Source organism: Chondromyces crocatus (genome assembly GCF_001189295.1).
GTDB lineage: Bacteria > Myxococcota_A > Polyangia > Polyangiales > Polyangiaceae > Chondromyces > Chondromyces crocatus.
Genome location: NZ_CP012159.1, coordinates 4,102,894 through 4,119,581, shown reverse-complemented (window position 1 = coordinate 4,119,581; position 16,688 = coordinate 4,102,894). Strand labels below are relative to the sequence as shown.

Genomic DNA, 16,688 nt, shown 5'->3' with positions numbered 1-16,688 from the left:
TCACGTCAGGGAGGGATCAGCGCGCGGTGGATGCCGAGGTGGGCGGCGAGGGCGTCGCCGTCGGCGGTGATGAGGCGCTCGATGCCGTCCTCGCGCGCGTAACGCTGGACCTGCATGGCGCCGATCACCGACTGGACGAGCACGCCCACCCGGGTGTAGCCACCGAGGTAGCTGGGTCGAAGGGCGCGCATGGCCTGCTCGAAGGCAGCGTCGTTGCGGCCTGGAGAGCTGCGCAGGTCGACGAGCAAGGTGCGGCCCGCGCGGCCGATCGCGTCGAGCGCCGGGATCAGCGTGGCGTAGGCGGCCTGGAGCTCTTCGAGGGTGCGGAAGGGCTCGGCGGTACGGGTCACGCGAACGTGCGCGTGGGCTTCATCCACGGCGACGACGAGGTGAGGGCTCCGGAAACGCTCCAGCATCCGCGGCTCCAGGCCGCGGAGTGTACCGCATGCCGCGCGACGCCGCGGTCGGCGTCGTCGGCATCGTCGGCGTCAGCGCCTTGGCTCGGCTCGGCAGGATCAGCGGTTCTGCTTGAGGTAGGCGGCAACGCCCGGGAGCGCGCGGAAGCGCTCGACGAACGCCTTCAAGGAGGGAGAGCCGGCGAGCGCGTCGTCGCGGAGCTGGACGTGGCGCTCGAGGAAGTCGAAGGCGATCACGTCGACGACCGTGGGCTGCGGGCCGACGAACCAGCCGGCCTCGGGGGCCGCGCTCTGGGTGAGGAAGCGCTCGACGAGGGCGAGGGTGGAGGGGAGGTTGCTCCAGTACCTGGCGATCGCTTCGGGGGCCGTGCCGAACATGGCGGCGAGGTCGACGGGAGCGAAGGCAGCGCGCCAGTCGACGAAGGTCTCGATCAGGATGTCACACTGCGTCCGCTGCTGTTCGTCGCTGCCGTAGAGGTCGAAGGCGCGGGCGAGGTGGCGGAGGATGGCACCCGTCTGGGGGATGAGGGTCTCGCGTTCGCCGACGCGCTCACGGAGGACGGGGAGCTGGCCGAGGGGCATGCTCGCCTTGACGCTGGGCCAGTCGGCGATGGGGGTGTTCTTGAAGGGAATCTGAGCACACGCGAAGAGGAGGCGGATCTGCTCGCCGCGGCCGCGGAGGGGGAAGTAGAGGAGCTCGTACTCGGGCGTGGTGATCGTCATGCTCGGTTTCTATCAGCGGTCGGAGAGAGCGGCGAGGGGCGCGGGTGCGCAGGCGGTTGTGGTGAAAGGCCACGTCCAGCGATCGTGGACGTGCGGCGTGTGGACGTGCGAGGGCACGCGCCGTTCTGCGGGGTGAGCGCAGTCCCGAGGGGCACGCGCCGTCCTGGGGGTGCATGCCGTCCCGGCGGGGTGCGCTGTGGACACGATGGGACGCCCAGATCCGCGCAAGGCAGGGCCTGGCCCGCGCAATGGCGGGGAAGAAGGGCTCAGGGATGCGTAGCGAGCCAGGCGTCGATGTCGCGAAGCGCGCGTTCGGCCATGGCGTCGTAGCGGGCGCGCTTGCGGAGCTTGCGCTGGCCGTCTTCGAGCGGGAGCGGCGCGACGTGCGCCCAGGTGATGTTGGACGGCTGGTAGCGCGGCTGCTTGCGCGTGAGGTGGGTGAGGAGGCCGCCGAGAGCGGTGGTGGGCGGCGGCGGCCTGAGGGTCTCGCCGCGCTGTCGCTGGGCGAGGAGGAGGCCGCAGAGGAGGCCGCCGGCGGCGCTCTCGACGTAGCCCTCCACGCCGCTGATCTGACCGGCGAGGAACACGCCGGGGCGCGCGAGGAGCTCCATGCCGGGGCCGAGCTGCTCGGGGGCGTTGACGAAGGTGTTGCGATGCACGGAGCCCATGCGGAGGAACTCGGCCTCCTCCAGGCCGGGGATCATCCGGAACACGCGAAGCTGCTCGCCGTACTTCATGCGCGTCTGGAAGCCGACGAGGTTGTACGCGGTGCCCGCCTCGTCTTCCTGGCGGAGCTGCACGACGGCGTACGGGCGCTTGTCGGTGCGCGGGTCGACGAGCCCGACGGGCTTCATGGGCCCGAAGGCGAGCGTCATCTCGCCGCGCTCGGCCATGACCTCGCAGGGGAGGCAGCCTTCGAAGTAGCGCGGCTCCTCGAAGTCGCGCGCGGGGACCTTCTCGGACTCGACGAGGGCGCGGACGAAGGCACGGTACTGCGCTTCGTCGAAGGGGCAGTTGACGTAGGCGTCGTCGCCGCCTTCGGACTCGGCCTCGCCACCCTTGCCGTAACGAGACTGCTTCCAGACCTTGTCCCAGTCGAGCGAGTCGGCGCTGAGGATGGGGGCGATGGCGTCGTAGTAGGCGAGGTGTTCGGCGCCCACGGCGCGCTCGAGATCGGCAGCGAGGGCGTCAGTGGTGAGGGGACCGGTGGCGAGGATGACGGGGCGCTCCGCCGGGATGGCGGTGACCTCGCGTGACTCGATGGTGATGCGCGGGTGCGCGGAGAGGGCGCGGGTGACCTCGGCGGAGAAGCGCTCGCGATCGACGGCGAGCGCGCCGCCCGCGGGGACGGCGGTGAGATCGGCGCAGCGCAGGATGAGTGAGCCGGCGCGGCGCAGCTCTTCCTTGAGCAGGCCGACGGCGTTGCCGAGGGCGGCGCCGCGCAGGGAGTTCGAGCACACCAGCTCGGCCAGACCGTCGCCGGTCTGCGCGGGCGTGCGCTTGTGCGGCTTCATCTCGACGAGGCGAACGGCGTGGCCTCGCTCGGCGAGCTGGAAGGCGGCCTCGCTCCCGGCGAGGCCTCCTCCGACGATCAGGATCTCGGTCGGGTTCGGATCAGGGCTGGACTGCATTCGCTCGGATCGTCTCGTCAGCTCGTCGAGGTGCGCCCGGCGCGCGCGCTCGCCTTGGTGGCCTTGGTGGCCTTGGTGGCCACCTTGGTGGCCGGGGCCTTCTTGGCCCCCGCCGCGCTCTTCTTGGCCCCTCGGGCGCCCGCGCTCCCGCCGCCGTTCTCTTCGTCGTCGGGCAGGCTGCCGAACGCTTCGGCCTCCGCCTCTTCACCCAGATCGCCACCGGCGACGACGCGGGGACCGCCCATGCCGGGCTTGTACGCGGAGAGCTCTTCCAGCTCTTCCTCGTTGGTCTCGCGCTTGTAGCCGCACTCCTTGTCGGCGCAGATCAGCATGGGCTGCTTGCCCACGGAGCGGGTGAGGAACTTGGCGTCGCAGTTGGGGCACGGGACGGGCACGGGCTTCTGCCAGAGCTTGAAGTCGCACTTCTGCTCGGCGTTCCAGTTGGAGCAGCCGTAGAAGGTGCGCCCGCCCTTCTTGCGGGGCCGGATCTCGATGATCTCGCCACCGCACTTGGGGCACGAGACGCCGAGCGGGATGGGCCGCGCGTTCTTGCACGCGGGGTAGCCGGTGCAGGAGAGGAACTCGCCGAAGCGGCCAGTCCGGATCACCATCGGCTTGCTGCACTTGTCGCAGATGATGTCGGTCGGCTTGGTGGTGGCGGCGGCGGCGCCCTTCTCGTCGAGGTTCCGCGTCGACTTGCACTTGGGGTAGCGCTCGCAGCTCAAGAACCAGCCGTTCTTGCCCCACTTCTTGAGCATGGTGGCGCCGCACTCCTCGCAGACGATGTCCGTCCGCTCGGACTCGGGCTTCCAGGGCGCGAGCTTCTTCGAGCTGTCGAGTTGCTCGCGGAAGCGCTTGTAGAAGCGCTTGAGGAGCTGCACCCGCATCACCTTCCCCGCCCCGACCTCGTCGAGTTCTTCCTCCATCTGGGCGGTGAAGTTCGGGTCCATGAAGTCGAGGTTCGAGCGGACCAAGCCGTCGACCACGAAGCGTCCGAGTTCGGTGGGCTGGAAGGCGCCGCCCGGGAGCTTCTCGACGTAGGCGCGCTGCTGCACCTTGCTGATGATCTCGGCGTAGGTGGAGGGGCGGCCGATGCCGCGCTTCTCCAGCTCACGGACGAGCGAGCCTTCGTTGTAGCGGGGCGGAGGCTGGGTGAACTTCTGCTCGGTGAGGACGCCCGGCGGGGCGAAGATGCGGAGCAGCTCCCCCTCGGTCATGTCGGGCAGGAGCGCCTCGGTGTCTTCCTCGGCCGCGGCACTCGCCTCGGTGCTCTTCTCTTCCGCGGCAGGCGCACCGGCAGCGGGAGCAGCAGCCGCGCCGTCTCCGCCTGCGGCGGCGGCGTTGGCCTCGTCTTCACCAGCGAACTCTTGCTGTCCCTCGGTCACCTGGAGCCAGCCAGGGAACTTGAGGATCCGGCCGCTCGCGCGGGCGAGGTAGGTGCGGAACGCGGCCGGAGGCGCGGCCGGGGTGACCTCGATCTCGGCCGTGGTGCGGTCGTAGACGGCGGGCATCATCTGGGACGCGACGAAGCGGTTCCAGATCAGCTTGTAGAGCTTGTACTGCTCGTCCTTGAGGTGCTTCCGGATCGCGTCGGGGTGCAGCTCGACGCTGGTCGGGCGGATCGCCTCGTGGGCGTCCTGCGCGTTCTTCTTGGACTTGTAGACGTTCGGGCGCTCGGGGACGAAATCCTTGCCGTACTGGGTGCCGACGTACTGGCGCACCTCGGCGATGGCGTCGTCGCTGACGCGCGTCGAGTCGGTACGCATGTAGGTGATCAGACCGACCGGACCGCCGTCGCGCTTGAGATCGATGCCCTCGTAGAGAGCCTGAGCGATCTGCATCGTGCGCTTGGTGCCGAAGTGCAGGTAGCTGGTGGCGTCCTGCTGGAGCTTGGAGGTGGTGTACGGGGCAGGCGGGTTGCGTCGCTGCTCGCGGCGGGTGATGCGGGCGACCTTGTAGCTCGCACTCTCGAGGTCGGTGCGGACCTTCGCCGCGGTCTCGCCGTTCGTCACCTCGAGCTTGCGGCCGTCCGCGGAGACCACCTTCGCGACGAGACGCTCGCTCTTCTCGCCCGCCGGGCGGTTGGGAGAGAGGCCGACGCCGATGTTCCAGTACTCCTCGGGGACGAAGATGCCGATCTCGCGCTCGCGGTCGACGATGAGGCGGAGTGCCACGGACTGGACCCGGCCCGCCGAGAGGCCGAACGCGAGCTTCGACCACACCAGGGCGGAGACGTCGTAGCCGACGATCCGGTCGAGCACGCGCCGTGCGCGCTGGGCGTCGTAGAGGTTCACGTCGAGGGCTCGCGGGTGCTGGACGCCCTGCTCGATGCCCTTCTTGGTGATCTCGTGGAACTCGACCCGCTGCACCTTGAGGCGCGGGCTCTTGATCTCTTCCTGGATGTGGAAGGCGATCGCCTCCCCTTCGCGATCAGGGTCGGTGGCGAGCAGCACCTCGTCCGCCTTCTTGGCGGCGGACTTCAGCTCTTCCAGGACCTTCTCTTTCCCCTCGATGACCTCGTATCGCTCCGTGAAGTCGTTGGAGACATCGACGGCGTCCTGCTTCTTTGGCAGGTCCTTCACGTGGCCCTTCGACGCGTAGACCTCGTACCCGGTGCCCAGGTACTTCTTGATGGTCTTCGCCTTGGCCGGCGACTCCACGATCACAAGCGTCTTGGTCATCACCACCTACTGAACATCAACAGAACGCGGAGCCATGAGCGCGGTCCATCCGACTCATGTTCCAGGAAAGGAAGCAGGCCGCACGACACCGAGGGCAGGCTGCCGGAGAGGAGGGACCCTGGGAGAAACCATTCGCCCAGGGGCTCTTCAACGACCAGTCCGCCAGTAGGACCCGGCGGGCCCCTCTACTACTACGGCGTGGAGAGTCAACGTCAAGAGCGCGGCGGCGACCCTCGGCGGAGCAAGGCCCGTCCGCTCGCATACCTCGTCGAGATGGGTCGGTCGGGCGTCCAGCGCGTCGAAAACCGCCTGTTCCTCCGCGTCGAGGGGGAGCATTTCCGGGGCAGACGGCCGCGCTTCGAGTCCTCGCTCGGATCGGCCGGACCCCTCGAAACCCGGGAGCGAGGGCGTCGTCCCAGCAAGGGAGGCCGAGGTCGGAATCCCGGTAGACGAACGACGCACCCGAGGTATAGAGCGCGTGCGCACGCGCGAGAGAGGGCGAGCCTCCGCGCCGAAGTGCGCTCCGCTCGTGCGGCCGAGCGCCGAGAGCACGTCCCGCGCGCTGGTCACGGGGGAGGCGCCGAGGTCGAGTTCCGCGAGGCAGCCCGTCCCCCTCGGATACCAGGGCGCGTGGGGAACGGCGAGGACGAGGCGGCCGAGGCGTCGGGCGATGGCTGCCGTCGATCGCGCACCGCTCTCGATGGCGGCCTCGACGACCACGGTGGCCACGGTCATCGCGGCGAGCAGGGCGTTGCGCTGGAGGAAGCGGTGCGGGAGGGGTCTCGCGTCGTCAGGGACGCGCGCGAGGAGAGCCCCACCCGTCGCCAGGACGCGCTCGAACAGGGCCGCATGTTCGGGTGGATAGGGGCGGGAGAGACCACCTCCAGCGACGAGCACGGTCGGAGCGCCCGCGTCCAGTGCCCCCTCGTGCGCGGCAGCGTCCACGCCGCGTGCGCCCCCGGACCAGATCGAGAACCCCTCCTGCGCGAGGGCCGTCGCGAGCGCGCGCGTGAAGGCGAGCGCCTCGGTGCTCGCAGCGCGGGTGCCGACGATGGCGATCCCGGTCGCCGCCGGCAGGGCGCCGCGAAGGTAGAGGGTGGGCGGCTCGGGCGCCTTCGCCGTGATCAGCTCGTGGAGGACGGCAGGATAGGAGGGCGCGCCTGGCGGTAGGCAGATCGACTCCATGGTGCTGGTCCATCGGGGCCTGCACGGGCGCAGTTGCGTGAATTGATCGTGACGAGGGGGACGTCAGCTCATGGCGCCGAAGCCGCCTTCGGGGCCACAGGGGGCGGGGCCGTGGCGGAGGGGGTGCTTCCCGGGGAGGTCGCTGCAGGCGCGGTCGCTGCAGGTGCGGTCGCTGCAGGCCGAGGCGCCGCTCGGGAGGACGAGGTTGGCCTGGCCGAGGCGGCGGACGTGGCGGGGGTCTCGGCCCGCGCCCGGCGGTAGCCACGTGCCAGGACGACGCCAGCACCGCGGCGAACCTGCACGTGGAGCGTGGCCGAGAGTGCGCCGGCACCGCGCGGAGAAAAGCACGCGTCGCGCCCGCCGATCACGGCGATGTGACCCGTCTCGAGATCCTGGGCGAAGATGTCCTCGCTCCGTCCCTCGGCGGTCAGGAAGAGATCGACCTCGACCAGGCCGATTCCTCCCTGCGCGATGAACGTGGCGCATTCGCCCGCTGCGAGCGTCACCGGGACCGTCGCACGCTCGCCCTCGGCCAAGGTGGCGCCCAGGAGCGCGCCGTCTTCTCGCATGCTGGCGGCTTCACCGCGCGCAGTGTTCTCCAGGGCGATGGCGGTCACCTTGGGAGGGGTGGTGGCCGGTTCGAGCGATGCCGCCGGCCGGGAGGCGTTGCGCAGAAACATCTCGCGCGCCTCCGGGTCGGGTCTGGGTGTCTCTTTCGCCCAGGGAGGCAGCCGCGCCGCTGGATCTCGGCCGGTGTCACGGCCGCGCGAGGCGAGGGCGGCGGCAGGCAGGTATGGGGGAGCGCTGCTGGGCGCCTCGCCGCCGCAGGCGGGCGCCATCGTGGCGAGCAGGACCAGGGCCAGAGGGCCCGGGTGCGTGCCCCACCAGCGAGGTGGACATCGGGGGAGCGTCGATCGCGGCATGCGCCTCATGGTACCAGACGCCCCGGAATGCGCAGGCGTCCGGCGCAGCGCCACGCTGGGTGAGCAGCGGTCGGAGACGCGAGGTCGCGCGGCGGCCACGTCGCCGCCCCGAGCCACGGCTCGACGACCGTGCTACCAGCAGCCTCATGACTCCCAGGAACATTGTCGTCGCGACGCACGGCCACTGCTTCGACGGGATGGCGAGCGCGACGCTGTTCACTCGCCTCCTCCAGGAGCTGCGGGCCGGCCAAGCGCTCTCGTTTCGCTACCGATCGTGCGGCTACGGGCCCGGGATGAGCATGATCCCTCCCGCCTGGCTCGATGGCGACGACAACGCCATCCTCGATTTCCGCTACACGCCCACGAAGAAGCTCACGTGGTATTTCGACCACCACGTCACCGGCTTCGGTTCGGATGCCGAGCGCGAGGGTGCCCTGGCCGGCGCAGCCGAGACGCTGACCAGTCCGGTCGAGCGCGATCCGGACGTGGCGCCGCGTGTCTTTTACGACGCCACGTATGGGTCGTGTACGCGCCTCATCGCCGATGTGTGCCGCGAGCGCTACGGGATCGACACGACGCGCCAGAACGACCTCGTGAGCTGGGCCGAGGTCATCGACACGGCCAGCTTCCCCACGGCCGAGGCGGCGGTGAGCCGCGAGGAGCCGATCATGCAGCTCGCGTCCGTCGTGGAGCACAGCGGGGATGCGCCGTTCCTCACCTCCATCATCCCCCGGCTGATCGAGCGGCCGGTGGGTGAAGTCGCGCGCGACGCCGACGTGCAGGAGCGGTGGCAGCCGCTCGCTCGGGCGCAGGCGACGTTCGCAACCCGCATCGAGCGCGGTGCGAAACGCATCGGGCGGGTGGTGATGGTCGATCTCAGCGACGCTCCGCTGGTGGCGGTGGGGAAGTTCATGACCTACGCGATGTTCCCCGACGCCGTGTACTCGGTGACGCTGTCGCGGCAGAAGGCTCACTACAAGCTGAGCATCGGTTACAACCCATGGTGCGGCGTGCCGCGTGACCGGGAAATCGCGCCCATCTGTCAGCGCTACGGCGGCGGCGGGCATCCCGTGGTCGGCGCTGCTTCGTTCCCGCTCTCGGCGCTGCCGCAGGCTCGGAAAGCCGCCGAGGAGGCGGTCGCGGAGCTCAACCAGCCAGGGCCCGAGCCGTGACCCCTGCGGAGATCCGGCTCCGCCGACCAGCAGGGGGGCCGCCGCGCCTCCTCGGTCACCGTGGTGTGCGCTCGGTGGACGGGAGCGAGGCACCTCCGGAGAACACCCTTCCCGCCTTCGAGGAGGCGGCGAGGCAGGGGGCCGACGGGATCGAGCTGGATGTGCGCCTCTGCCGCTCGGGCGAGATCGTCGTGCTGCACGACCCAGATCTCGGCCGCTCGACCCGTGGAGAGGATCCTCGGCACGCCTCCGACCTGCCGTGGGCGGAGCTGCGCCAGGTGGATCTGGGTGGGGGAGCGCGGGTCCCTCTCCTCTCGGAGGTCCTCTCCTTCGCCAGGAGCCGCAGCCTCCCGGTCAATGTGGAGGTGAAGCGCGACGTCCCCGACCGCATGGCCCTGGTCCGAGCCACCGCTCGCCTGCTCCGGTCCTGGGATCCACGTCACGCGCTCCTTCTTTCGTCGTTCGATCCGCCGATGCTCGCGGCCCTCGGCTTGCTTCTTCCATACATCCCTCGGGCCTTGCTGGTGGCGCGCGACCATCACCACGAGGGCGTTCTGCGGGTTGCCCCCGTGCTCGGGGTGATGGCGGTGCATCTGGAGCGCACCCTGTCCACGCCCGACCGGCTGCGCGCTCTCCAGAGGCGCGGCTTTCTGGTGAACATCTGGACGGTGAACCATGTGGACGAAGCGCGCGACCTCGCCTCCTTGGGTGTCGATGGCCTGATTACGGACAGGCCCGGATGCTTGCGCGCGGCCATCACACATCCCCCCTGAGCTCACCCCGGATCCGACGGCATGGGGGTGCGAAGCCATTGCCGCACCCCATGGCCTCCGCTCGCCTGAAGAAGTGATTTCGAGCTTCAGAAGGTTGCGCATTCGGGGGCACGCCTACCGTATGATCGTGGATCAATCGGGGTTCCCTTCTCACCCGGGATCCACCAAGCGCTCCGGAGGCCTTCCCATGCGACTGCGTAGACCGTGGCTCGGTCTAGTCTTGCCCCTCTCAGTTCTCGTCTTCACGGCCTCCGCATGCGGCGGCGGCGGCGACGAAGACGGCTCCAGCACGACCAGCGGCGAGGGAGGATCCTCGCCCGTCGATGACACGGACACCGACGGGGACGGCATTCCCGACGTCGTCGAAGGTGCACCCAACCTCGACACGGATGGAGACGGCACGCCCGACTACCTGGACCTCGACTCGGACGACGACGGGATCCCGGACGCGGTCGAGGCCGGCCCGAACCCCAAACGGCCTGCGGACTCGGACAGCGACGGCGCGCCCGACTTCCAGGACCTCGACTCGGACAACAACGGCATCGACGACGCGATCGAGGCCGGCCCGAACCCCGAGACCCCCGTCGATACGGACGGCAATGGCACGGGTGATTACGCCGATATCGACAACGACGGCGACGGCATCGGTGACGTCGTCGAGATCGTCGGCGCAGAGGCGGATTGCGACGGCAATGGCCTCGAGGACCCGCCGCACTCGGCCAGTTCTCCGAAGGACTGCAACGCCGATGGCACGCCCGACTACATGTCGACCGACACCGACGGCGACGGCATCTCGGACGTGGTCGAGGGGACCGTCGACACCGACTACGACGGCTTCCTCGATCGCTACGATCTCGACAGCGACAACGACACCATCCCCGACTCCGTGGAAGGCGATGGCGACGCCGATGGCGATGGGATCCCGAACTTCCGCGATCCCGACTCGGACGACGATGGCATCCCCGACTGGCGCGAGGCCGAGCTCGGGACCGATCCCTACAGCTCCGACAGCGATGGCGACGGGGTGAGCGATCTGGTGGAGGTCGCCGCGGGGACGAACCCGCTCGACGCGACCGACAACCCCCGCTCACGCGGAGACTTCGTCTTCGTGGTGCCGTACCAGGCGCCCACGGATCCTCCCGAAGACACGCTCAAGTTCCGGACGAGCATCCAGTACGCCGACGTGTACTTCGCGTTCGACATCACGGGCTCGATGTCCCAGGAGCTGACCGCGATGCGGAACGCCAACACGGGCGTCCCCGCCATCGTCAACCAGCTCCGCTGCGCGTCGAGCAGCACCTCCTGCGGGGTGGACAGCGACTGCGGCACGGGTGAAGTGTGCTTCAACAACGCCTGCATCACCGACCCGCTGCTCGGCGATGGCTGCATCCCTGATCTCTGGACGGGTGTCGGACGCTGGAGCGATCTGAACACCTACCGGAACCTCCTCTCCTTGCAGTCCAACCCGGTGACGACGGCCAACGCCATCCCCACCACCGGGAGCGGCGCGGACGAGGCACCGTTCCAGCCCCCGCACTGCATCGCCAACCCGGCGCTCTGCCCGAACATCAGCGCCGCCACCATGAACTGCGCAGGCCAGGGCGTGGGCTGCCCCGGGTTCCGCCAGGACGCGGTGCGCATCTACGTGCAGGTCACCGACGCCGACAACCAGTGCTCTGGCAGCCAGTGCGGCAGCTTCACGGCGGCCAGCGCGGGTCAGGCGCTGCAGAACGCGGGGATCAAGTTCGTCTCGCTGTACGGTACGGACGACGACTCCGGCAACGCCGGAACGCCGTTCACCGTGGCGCGCGACATCGGCATCGCGTCGGGCACGGTGGACCAGAACGGGAACCCCTTCGTGTACCTCGCGGTCGACGCCGCGGTGGTGACGAACGCGGTGACCGCGCTCCGCAGCATCGCGCGGGGCTCGCCGCTCAACGTCACCATCCAGGCCGAGGACGAGCTCAGCGACGCGGTCAACGCGCTCCAGTTCATCGACTACCTCGAGGTGAACGTGTCGGGCATGAACGGCTGCAGCGACGTGTCCCAGGTCATCGACACGAACGGCGATACGTACAACGACGCCTTCCCGACCCTCCTGCCCGGGATCCCGGTCTGCTGGGATCTCCACCCGGTGCTCCAGAACACGACGGTCCAGCCGACGGACGAGCCGCAGATCTACAAGGCGAAGCTCACCGTGTCGGGCGACGGCTCGCCGCTCGATTTCCGCGACGTCTACTTCCTGATCCCGCCCAAGAAGGCCGTCATCCCGCCGCCGCAGTGACCCCTCGCCGCGCGGCCAGCGCCGATCGGCGCCTGGCCGCCGCGCCCTCGCCCACTTTCCTGCGTTGACGCCGGCCGCCGCCGCCGTAGAGAACAGCGGCATGGCCGACCCCATCATCGCCCTCACCCAGCGCTTCGAGGCCGCCCTGGCCTCGGCGCTCGGTGCAGAGCACGCCCGAACCGACCCCGCCCTCCGCCGCTCCGCGCACTCGGACTACCAGGCGAACGTCGCCATGGCCCTGGGGAAGCGTCTCGGTCGTCCGCCGCGTGATGTCGCCCAGGCCATCGTCGATCACCTGGACGTCCACGATCTCTGCACACGCGTCGAGCTGGCAGGCCCTGGTTTCATCAACCTGCACCTGCGCGACGAGGCGCTGGCGCGCGAGCTCGCCGACACCGCAGGGAGCGACCGGCTCGGCCTGCCCTCCCCCGCGCCGGAGACGGTGGTCATCGACTATTCGTCCCCGAACGTCGCCAAGGAGATGCACGTCGGCCACCTGCGCAGCACCGTCATCGGCGATGCCCTCGCCCGCACCCTCGAGGCCCTCGGGCACCGGGTGATCCGACAGAACCACATCGGCGACTGGGGCACCCCCTTCGGCATGCTCATCGAGCATCTGCTGGATCTGGGTGCCGCCACCGCGGAGAGCGACACGCAGGCGGTCGAGATCCGTGATCTGGACGGGTTCTACCGCGCAGCGCGCGCCAAGTTCGATGCGGACCCCAGCTTTGCCGATCGGGCCCGGCACCGGGTCGTGCTGCTCCAGAGCGGCGACGAGGCGACGCTCTCGCTCTGGCGACGCCTGGTCGCGGCCTCGACCCGTTACTTCAACTCCGTCTATGAGCGGCTCGGGATCACCCTCGGAGATGGCGCCCTGGCGGGGGAGAGCGGCTACAACGCCGTGCTGCCCGGCGTGCTCACCGAACTCACCGGTCTCGGTCTCACCCGCGAGAGCGAAGGTGCGCTGTGCGTCTTCCCTGAAGGCTTCACCGGCAAGGAAGACCAGCCCTTGCCTCTCATCGTGCGCAAGCAGGACGGCGGTTACGGCTATGCCACCACCGACCTCGCGGCCATCCGCCACCGGCTCCTCGATCTGCACGCGACGCGCGTGCTCTACGTGGTCGGCTCGCCACAGAGCCAGCACCTCTCGATGATCTTCAAGGCTGCGCAGGAGGCCGGGTGGCTGAAGACCCCCGCACGCACCACCCACGTGGCGTTCGGCTCGGTGCTCGGCCCCGACAAGAAGATGTTCAAGACCCGCAGTGGAGAGACGGTGAAGCTGCTCTCCCTCATCGAAGAGGCGGAGAGCCGTGCCTCCGCAGTGGTGCGCGAGAAGAACGCCGAACTCGACCCCGAGACCAGCGCCAAGGTTGCGCACGCCGTGGGGATCGGAGCGGTCAAGTACGCCGATCTCGCCAGCGATCGGATCAAGGACTACGTGTTCGACTGGGGGAGGATGCTGGCCCTGCAGGGCAACACGGCGCCTTACCTGATGTACGCTCACGCGCGCATCCGCTCGATCTTCCGCAAGGCCGCGGCCGAGACGGGGAGCGAGGGCGAAGCGCTCGGCGCGATCGTCGTGAAGGAGCGCGCCGAGCGCGCCCTCGCCCTGGAGCTGCTTCGGTTCGGCGCGGTGGTCGGGGAGGTCGCCGACACGCTGGAGCCACACCGCCTCTGCGGCTACCTCTTCGAGCTGGCCGGCGCCTTCACCAGCTTCTACGAGCAGTGTCCCGTGCTGCGGGCCCCGGACGCCGACGCGCGCCGCTCGCGCCTCGCCCTCTGTGATCTCACCGCGCGCGTCCTCGCCCGAGGCCTCGGCCTGCTGGGCATCGAAGCTCCCGAGCGCATGTAGCGCGCCTCGGCTCCCCGGACGCCTCACTCGACCCGACACGCCCCGCGACCGAAGTCTCACCGAGAACAGCCTCGCGGGTCCCTACCACGATGGCTGTACACAGAGCGGGCTCGAGCATCCTTCGTGGCCCCTTCGAGACCGCCCGACACTTGACACACGCGCGTCAGTCTGACGTTCTGGGCACCCCGGGACGCCGGAGGCGCCCCGACTCACCATCGAACTGATTTTGGGAGACGCTTACACATGAACCTGAAAAGCCCCTGGCTCCTCGCTGGTCTGGCCGCGGGCACGACTTCGCTCGTGTTCCTCGCATCGGGCTGCGAGATCCTCGTGTCCCCGGATCGCTCGCTCATCGTCGACACAGGCACTGGCACCGGTGGTGCTGGGGGCACCGGCGGTGATGGCGTGACGTCCGGAGGCGGCGACGGTGGTGCTGGTGGAGGCGTCGGCGGCTCGGGCGGCGACGGTGGCGCGGGCGCTGCTGGCGGCGGGGGTGGCTCCGGCGGCCATGGCGGCCATGGCGGCCACGGCGGCATGGGCGGCTCGGGCGGCGACGGTGGCGCGGGCGCTGCTGGCGGCGGGGGTGGCTCCGGCGGTGCTGGGGGCACGGGTGGCTCGGGTGGCTCCGGCGGTGCTGGGGGCACGGGTGGCTCGGGTGGCTCCGGCGGTGCTGGGGGCACGGGTGGCTCGGGTGGCTCCGGTGGTGCTGGGGGCGACGGCGGCTCGGGCGGTGGCTCCAGCGGCGGGCTCGGCGATCCTTGCGCGGCCGACGCCGAGTGCTCGAGCGGCATGTGCTACGGCAGCGTGTGCGTGGCCGATGTGAACGGCTGCAATCCCGACGACGCCCTGGACTGGACGCTCATGTCGACGGCCACCATCGAGTTTGGTGGCGCGAATGGGGCCGTCTACGTCCCGAGGTGCGTCAAGGTCTCGCAGGGCACGGAGCTCACCATCAGCGGCAGCTTCTCTGCGCATCCGCTACAGGGTGGTGTCGTCGAGAACGGCACCCGCGTGCCGGCAGCCACCGGCCCCTTCTCGACGGTGACGGACTCGGGCACGTCGCGCATCATCACGCTGAACTTCACCGGAACCTATCCCTACTACTGCGTTCCGCACGCGCTGACTGGCATGACGGGCGCGCTGTTCATCGTCCCCTGAGACAGAGCTGAACCGCACTGACGACGCGCCGGCCCGTCGAAGAGACGCGGGGGCCGGCGCGCTTGCTTTTGTCGAGCTTCACCCACGGGATGCCCTGCGCAGGTGGCCCTCGCGAGCCACCAACGTTCCTTGCATCAGCGGCGGTTCTCCCAGGGATCGCGAATTTCGCCGCTCCCCACTCCCGCCGATGGCGACGGCGCGACGGAGGGTCCCAACGAAGGTCCCCCAGCCGGCTTCCGCTCGGCTCCCGGGAGCGATGTCGGAGGATGCACGCGACCAGGAGCCTTGATCGGCACCGATGCCGTCGACCTGGGCGTGGTGCGCGGGGATGCTGCGCTCGCCGTGGGCGATCCGAGCACCATCGCCTCGGCGGGGGCCTCCTCTGGCGATCCATGGACCGCTGGCAAACTATCGTTCTCGCCCTCACCTGCCGGCGCATCACCTGGAGCCACCGCCCCCGAAGACGCTCCGAGAACCGCAGCATTCACCGTCGCGCTGGCCTTCTGACGCCCCTCACGAGCCGCCATGCCCTCTTCCTCTTGCTCGATCGCGCGCAGCGAGAACAGGAGCCCCGCCGTCAATCCGCTCCCGACCGCCAGAGCCCCCAGCACGAGTGCCCAGCGCTGAACGGTCGACCTCTGATCCACCGGCATCGCCACGGCACTCGGCGTGCCCTCACGCCCCGGCCCCGGGAGGATCGAGGCCGCACCAGCCTGAATGCTGCTCGGCGTCGCCGGTCCAGGCGGCAGGCTGGGCCACGACATCGGGAGCTGGCTCACCGAGAACGCGGCATCACGAGGGTTCACCTCCACCGCAGCTCGGAATGCCATCGCCAGCTCCATGGCCGACTGGAACCGCTCACCTGGGTCCCGCAACAGCGCTCTGGCGAAGAAGCCATCGAGGGTCGCTGGCAAATCAGGCGCCCAGGCCGTCGCCAGCGGTGGTGGGTCGACCAGGATCCGCGCCAGCACGGCGCCGAAGTTGTCGCCGTCGAAGGGGCGCCTGCCCGTCACCAGCTCGAACAGGATCACGGCCAGCGACCAGAGATCACTCCGGAGATCGAGGCCCTTGTCGCCGCGCACCTGCTCCGGGCTCATGTAGAACGGCGTCCCGAGCAGCTCCCCCGTCCTCGTGACGCCCCCCGAGAGCGTCCCGCTGGTCACCTTGACGATGCCGAAATCGAGGATCTTGAGGCACTCCTCGCCCCCGACGTGGGCGATGAACAGGTTGCTGGGCTTGAGGTCACGGTGAACGAGCCCCCCGTCGTGCGCGCAGCGCAGGGCCTTCGCGGCCTGGCCAGCGATCCGCACCGTCTCGGCTAAACCTAACCGCTGCACGCGCCGCAACCTTCGGCCCACGTCCTCGCCGCGGAGCAGCTCCATCACGAGGTAGGGGATCTCGTCTTCTACCCCGAAATCCTTCACCTGGACGACGTGCGGCGACTCCAGACGGGCGACGACCCGGGCCTCCCGGTTGAAGCGCTCACGAAACTCGGCGCGCTGAGCCAGCTCGGGCTCCATGAGCTTGATCGCGACGGCCTGCTCCAGGGCGATGTGGCGCGCGGCCCACACAGCGCCCATCCCACCGCGCGAGAGCGGGCGCTCCAGCCGGTATTTGCTGCCGATGATCCCGCCCGCCCCGATATCCATGCGACAGCGGCCCCTCCTTGCTCCGCCCGTCGTAGATCAGCCACGCCCCGACGTCCACGGAGCCCCGGAGAACCGTCGAGCGACGGGTGAACCAGCGCGCCTCACGGGTCGACCTTCCATCATCCCATCATCCCCCATCATCCCCCATCGACCCATCCGTCCCATCTCCACGGGCTTCTCCGAGCCGAACTCCCCGACGTCTCGGCCTCTCAGCGCCGACCGCCTGACCGGGTCGCCCAGT

The 16,688-nt window shown here is 69.7% G+C and carries 12 protein-coding genes; 5 read left to right on the top strand and 7 right to left on the bottom strand.

The annotated features are described in order from the left end of the window. Window positions 1–5: 5 nt before the first annotated feature. The 6 genes from CMC5_RS15285 to CMC5_RS15260 all read right to left on the bottom strand — a co-directional run bounded on the left by CMC5_RS15285 (window position 6) and on the right by CMC5_RS15260 (window position 7,559). Window positions 6–416, bottom strand: coding sequence for a hypothetical protein (locus CMC5_RS15285; protein ID WP_050431125.1), 411 nt, complete (start codon window positions 414–416; stop codon window positions 6–8). A gap of 99 nt (window positions 417–515) precedes the next feature. Continuing rightward, window positions 516–1,139 carry a glutathione S-transferase family protein gene (locus tag CMC5_RS15280; protein WP_050431124.1) on the bottom strand — a complete coding sequence of 208 codons (624 nt, stop codon included), beginning with the start codon at window positions 1,137–1,139 and terminating at the stop codon, window positions 516–518. A gap of 266 nt (window positions 1,140–1,405) precedes the next feature. After that, window positions 1,406–2,770, bottom strand: a complete 1,365-nt coding sequence (trmFO, locus tag CMC5_RS15275; RefSeq protein ID WP_050431123.1) for a methylenetetrahydrofolate--tRNA-(uracil(54)-C(5))-methyltransferase (FADH(2)-oxidizing) TrmFO — start codon at window positions 2,768–2,770, stop codon at window positions 1,406–1,408. A 17-nt stretch (window positions 2,771–2,787) separates the two neighbouring features. Beyond that, a complete protein-coding gene (gene topA / locus CMC5_RS15270; protein WP_050431122.1) occupies window positions 2,788–5,451 on the bottom strand; it encodes a type I DNA topoisomerase in 2,664 nt (887 codons plus the stop codon). Between the two features lie 147 nt (window positions 5,452–5,598). Then, the gene (locus CMC5_RS15265; protein WP_050431121.1) at window positions 5,599–6,636 is read right to left on the bottom strand and encodes a DNA-processing protein DprA; all 1,038 of its coding nucleotides are present in this window, start codon (window positions 6,634–6,636) and stop codon (window positions 5,599–5,601) included. A gap of 68 nt (window positions 6,637–6,704) precedes the next feature. After that, the gene (locus CMC5_RS15260; RefSeq protein WP_050431120.1) at window positions 6,705–7,559 is read right to left on the bottom strand and encodes a hypothetical protein; all 855 of its coding nucleotides are present in this window, start codon (window positions 7,557–7,559) and stop codon (window positions 6,705–6,707) included. Between the two features lie 146 nt (window positions 7,560–7,705). Between CMC5_RS15260 and CMC5_RS15255 the strand changes: the two genes are divergently transcribed. The 5 genes from CMC5_RS15255 to CMC5_RS44525 all read left to right on the top strand — a co-directional run bounded on the left by CMC5_RS15255 (window position 7,706) and on the right by CMC5_RS44525 (window position 14,798). Then, window positions 7,706–8,731: a DHH family phosphoesterase gene (locus CMC5_RS15255; RefSeq protein WP_050431119.1), complete on the top strand. Its 1,026-nt coding sequence runs from the start codon at window positions 7,706–7,708 to the stop codon at window positions 8,729–8,731. Then, the gene (locus CMC5_RS15250; RefSeq protein WP_050431118.1) at window positions 8,728–9,504 is read left to right on the top strand and encodes a glycerophosphodiester phosphodiesterase; all 777 of its coding nucleotides are present in this window, start codon (window positions 8,728–8,730) and stop codon (window positions 9,502–9,504) included. The genes CMC5_RS15255 and CMC5_RS15250 overlap by 4 nt, the downstream gene beginning before the upstream one ends. Before the next feature lie 220 nt (window positions 9,505–9,724). Next, window positions 9,725–11,788: a hypothetical protein gene (locus tag CMC5_RS15245; protein ID WP_050431117.1), complete on the top strand. Its 2,064-nt coding sequence runs from the start codon at window positions 9,725–9,727 to the stop codon at window positions 11,786–11,788. 100 nt (window positions 11,789–11,888) lie between these two features. Further along, window positions 11,889–13,640, top strand: a complete 1,752-nt coding sequence (gene argS / locus CMC5_RS15240) for an arginine--tRNA ligase (RefSeq protein ID WP_050431116.1) — start codon at window positions 11,889–11,891, stop codon at window positions 13,638–13,640. Window positions 13,641–13,883: 243 nt separating this feature from the next. Further along, complete coding sequence (locus tag CMC5_RS44525; protein WP_050431115.1) at window positions 13,884–14,798, top strand: plastocyanin/azurin family copper-binding protein; 915 nt, start codon at window positions 13,884–13,886, stop codon at window positions 14,796–14,798. A gap of 134 nt (window positions 14,799–14,932) precedes the next feature. Here CMC5_RS44525 and CMC5_RS15230 read toward each other — a convergent pair whose 3' ends face one another. Then, window positions 14,933–16,447 carry a serine/threonine-protein kinase gene (locus CMC5_RS15230; RefSeq protein WP_050431114.1) on the bottom strand — a complete coding sequence of 505 codons (1,515 nt, stop codon included), beginning with the start codon at window positions 16,445–16,447 and terminating at the stop codon, window positions 14,933–14,935. Between the last annotated feature and the right edge of the window lie 241 nt (window positions 16,448–16,688).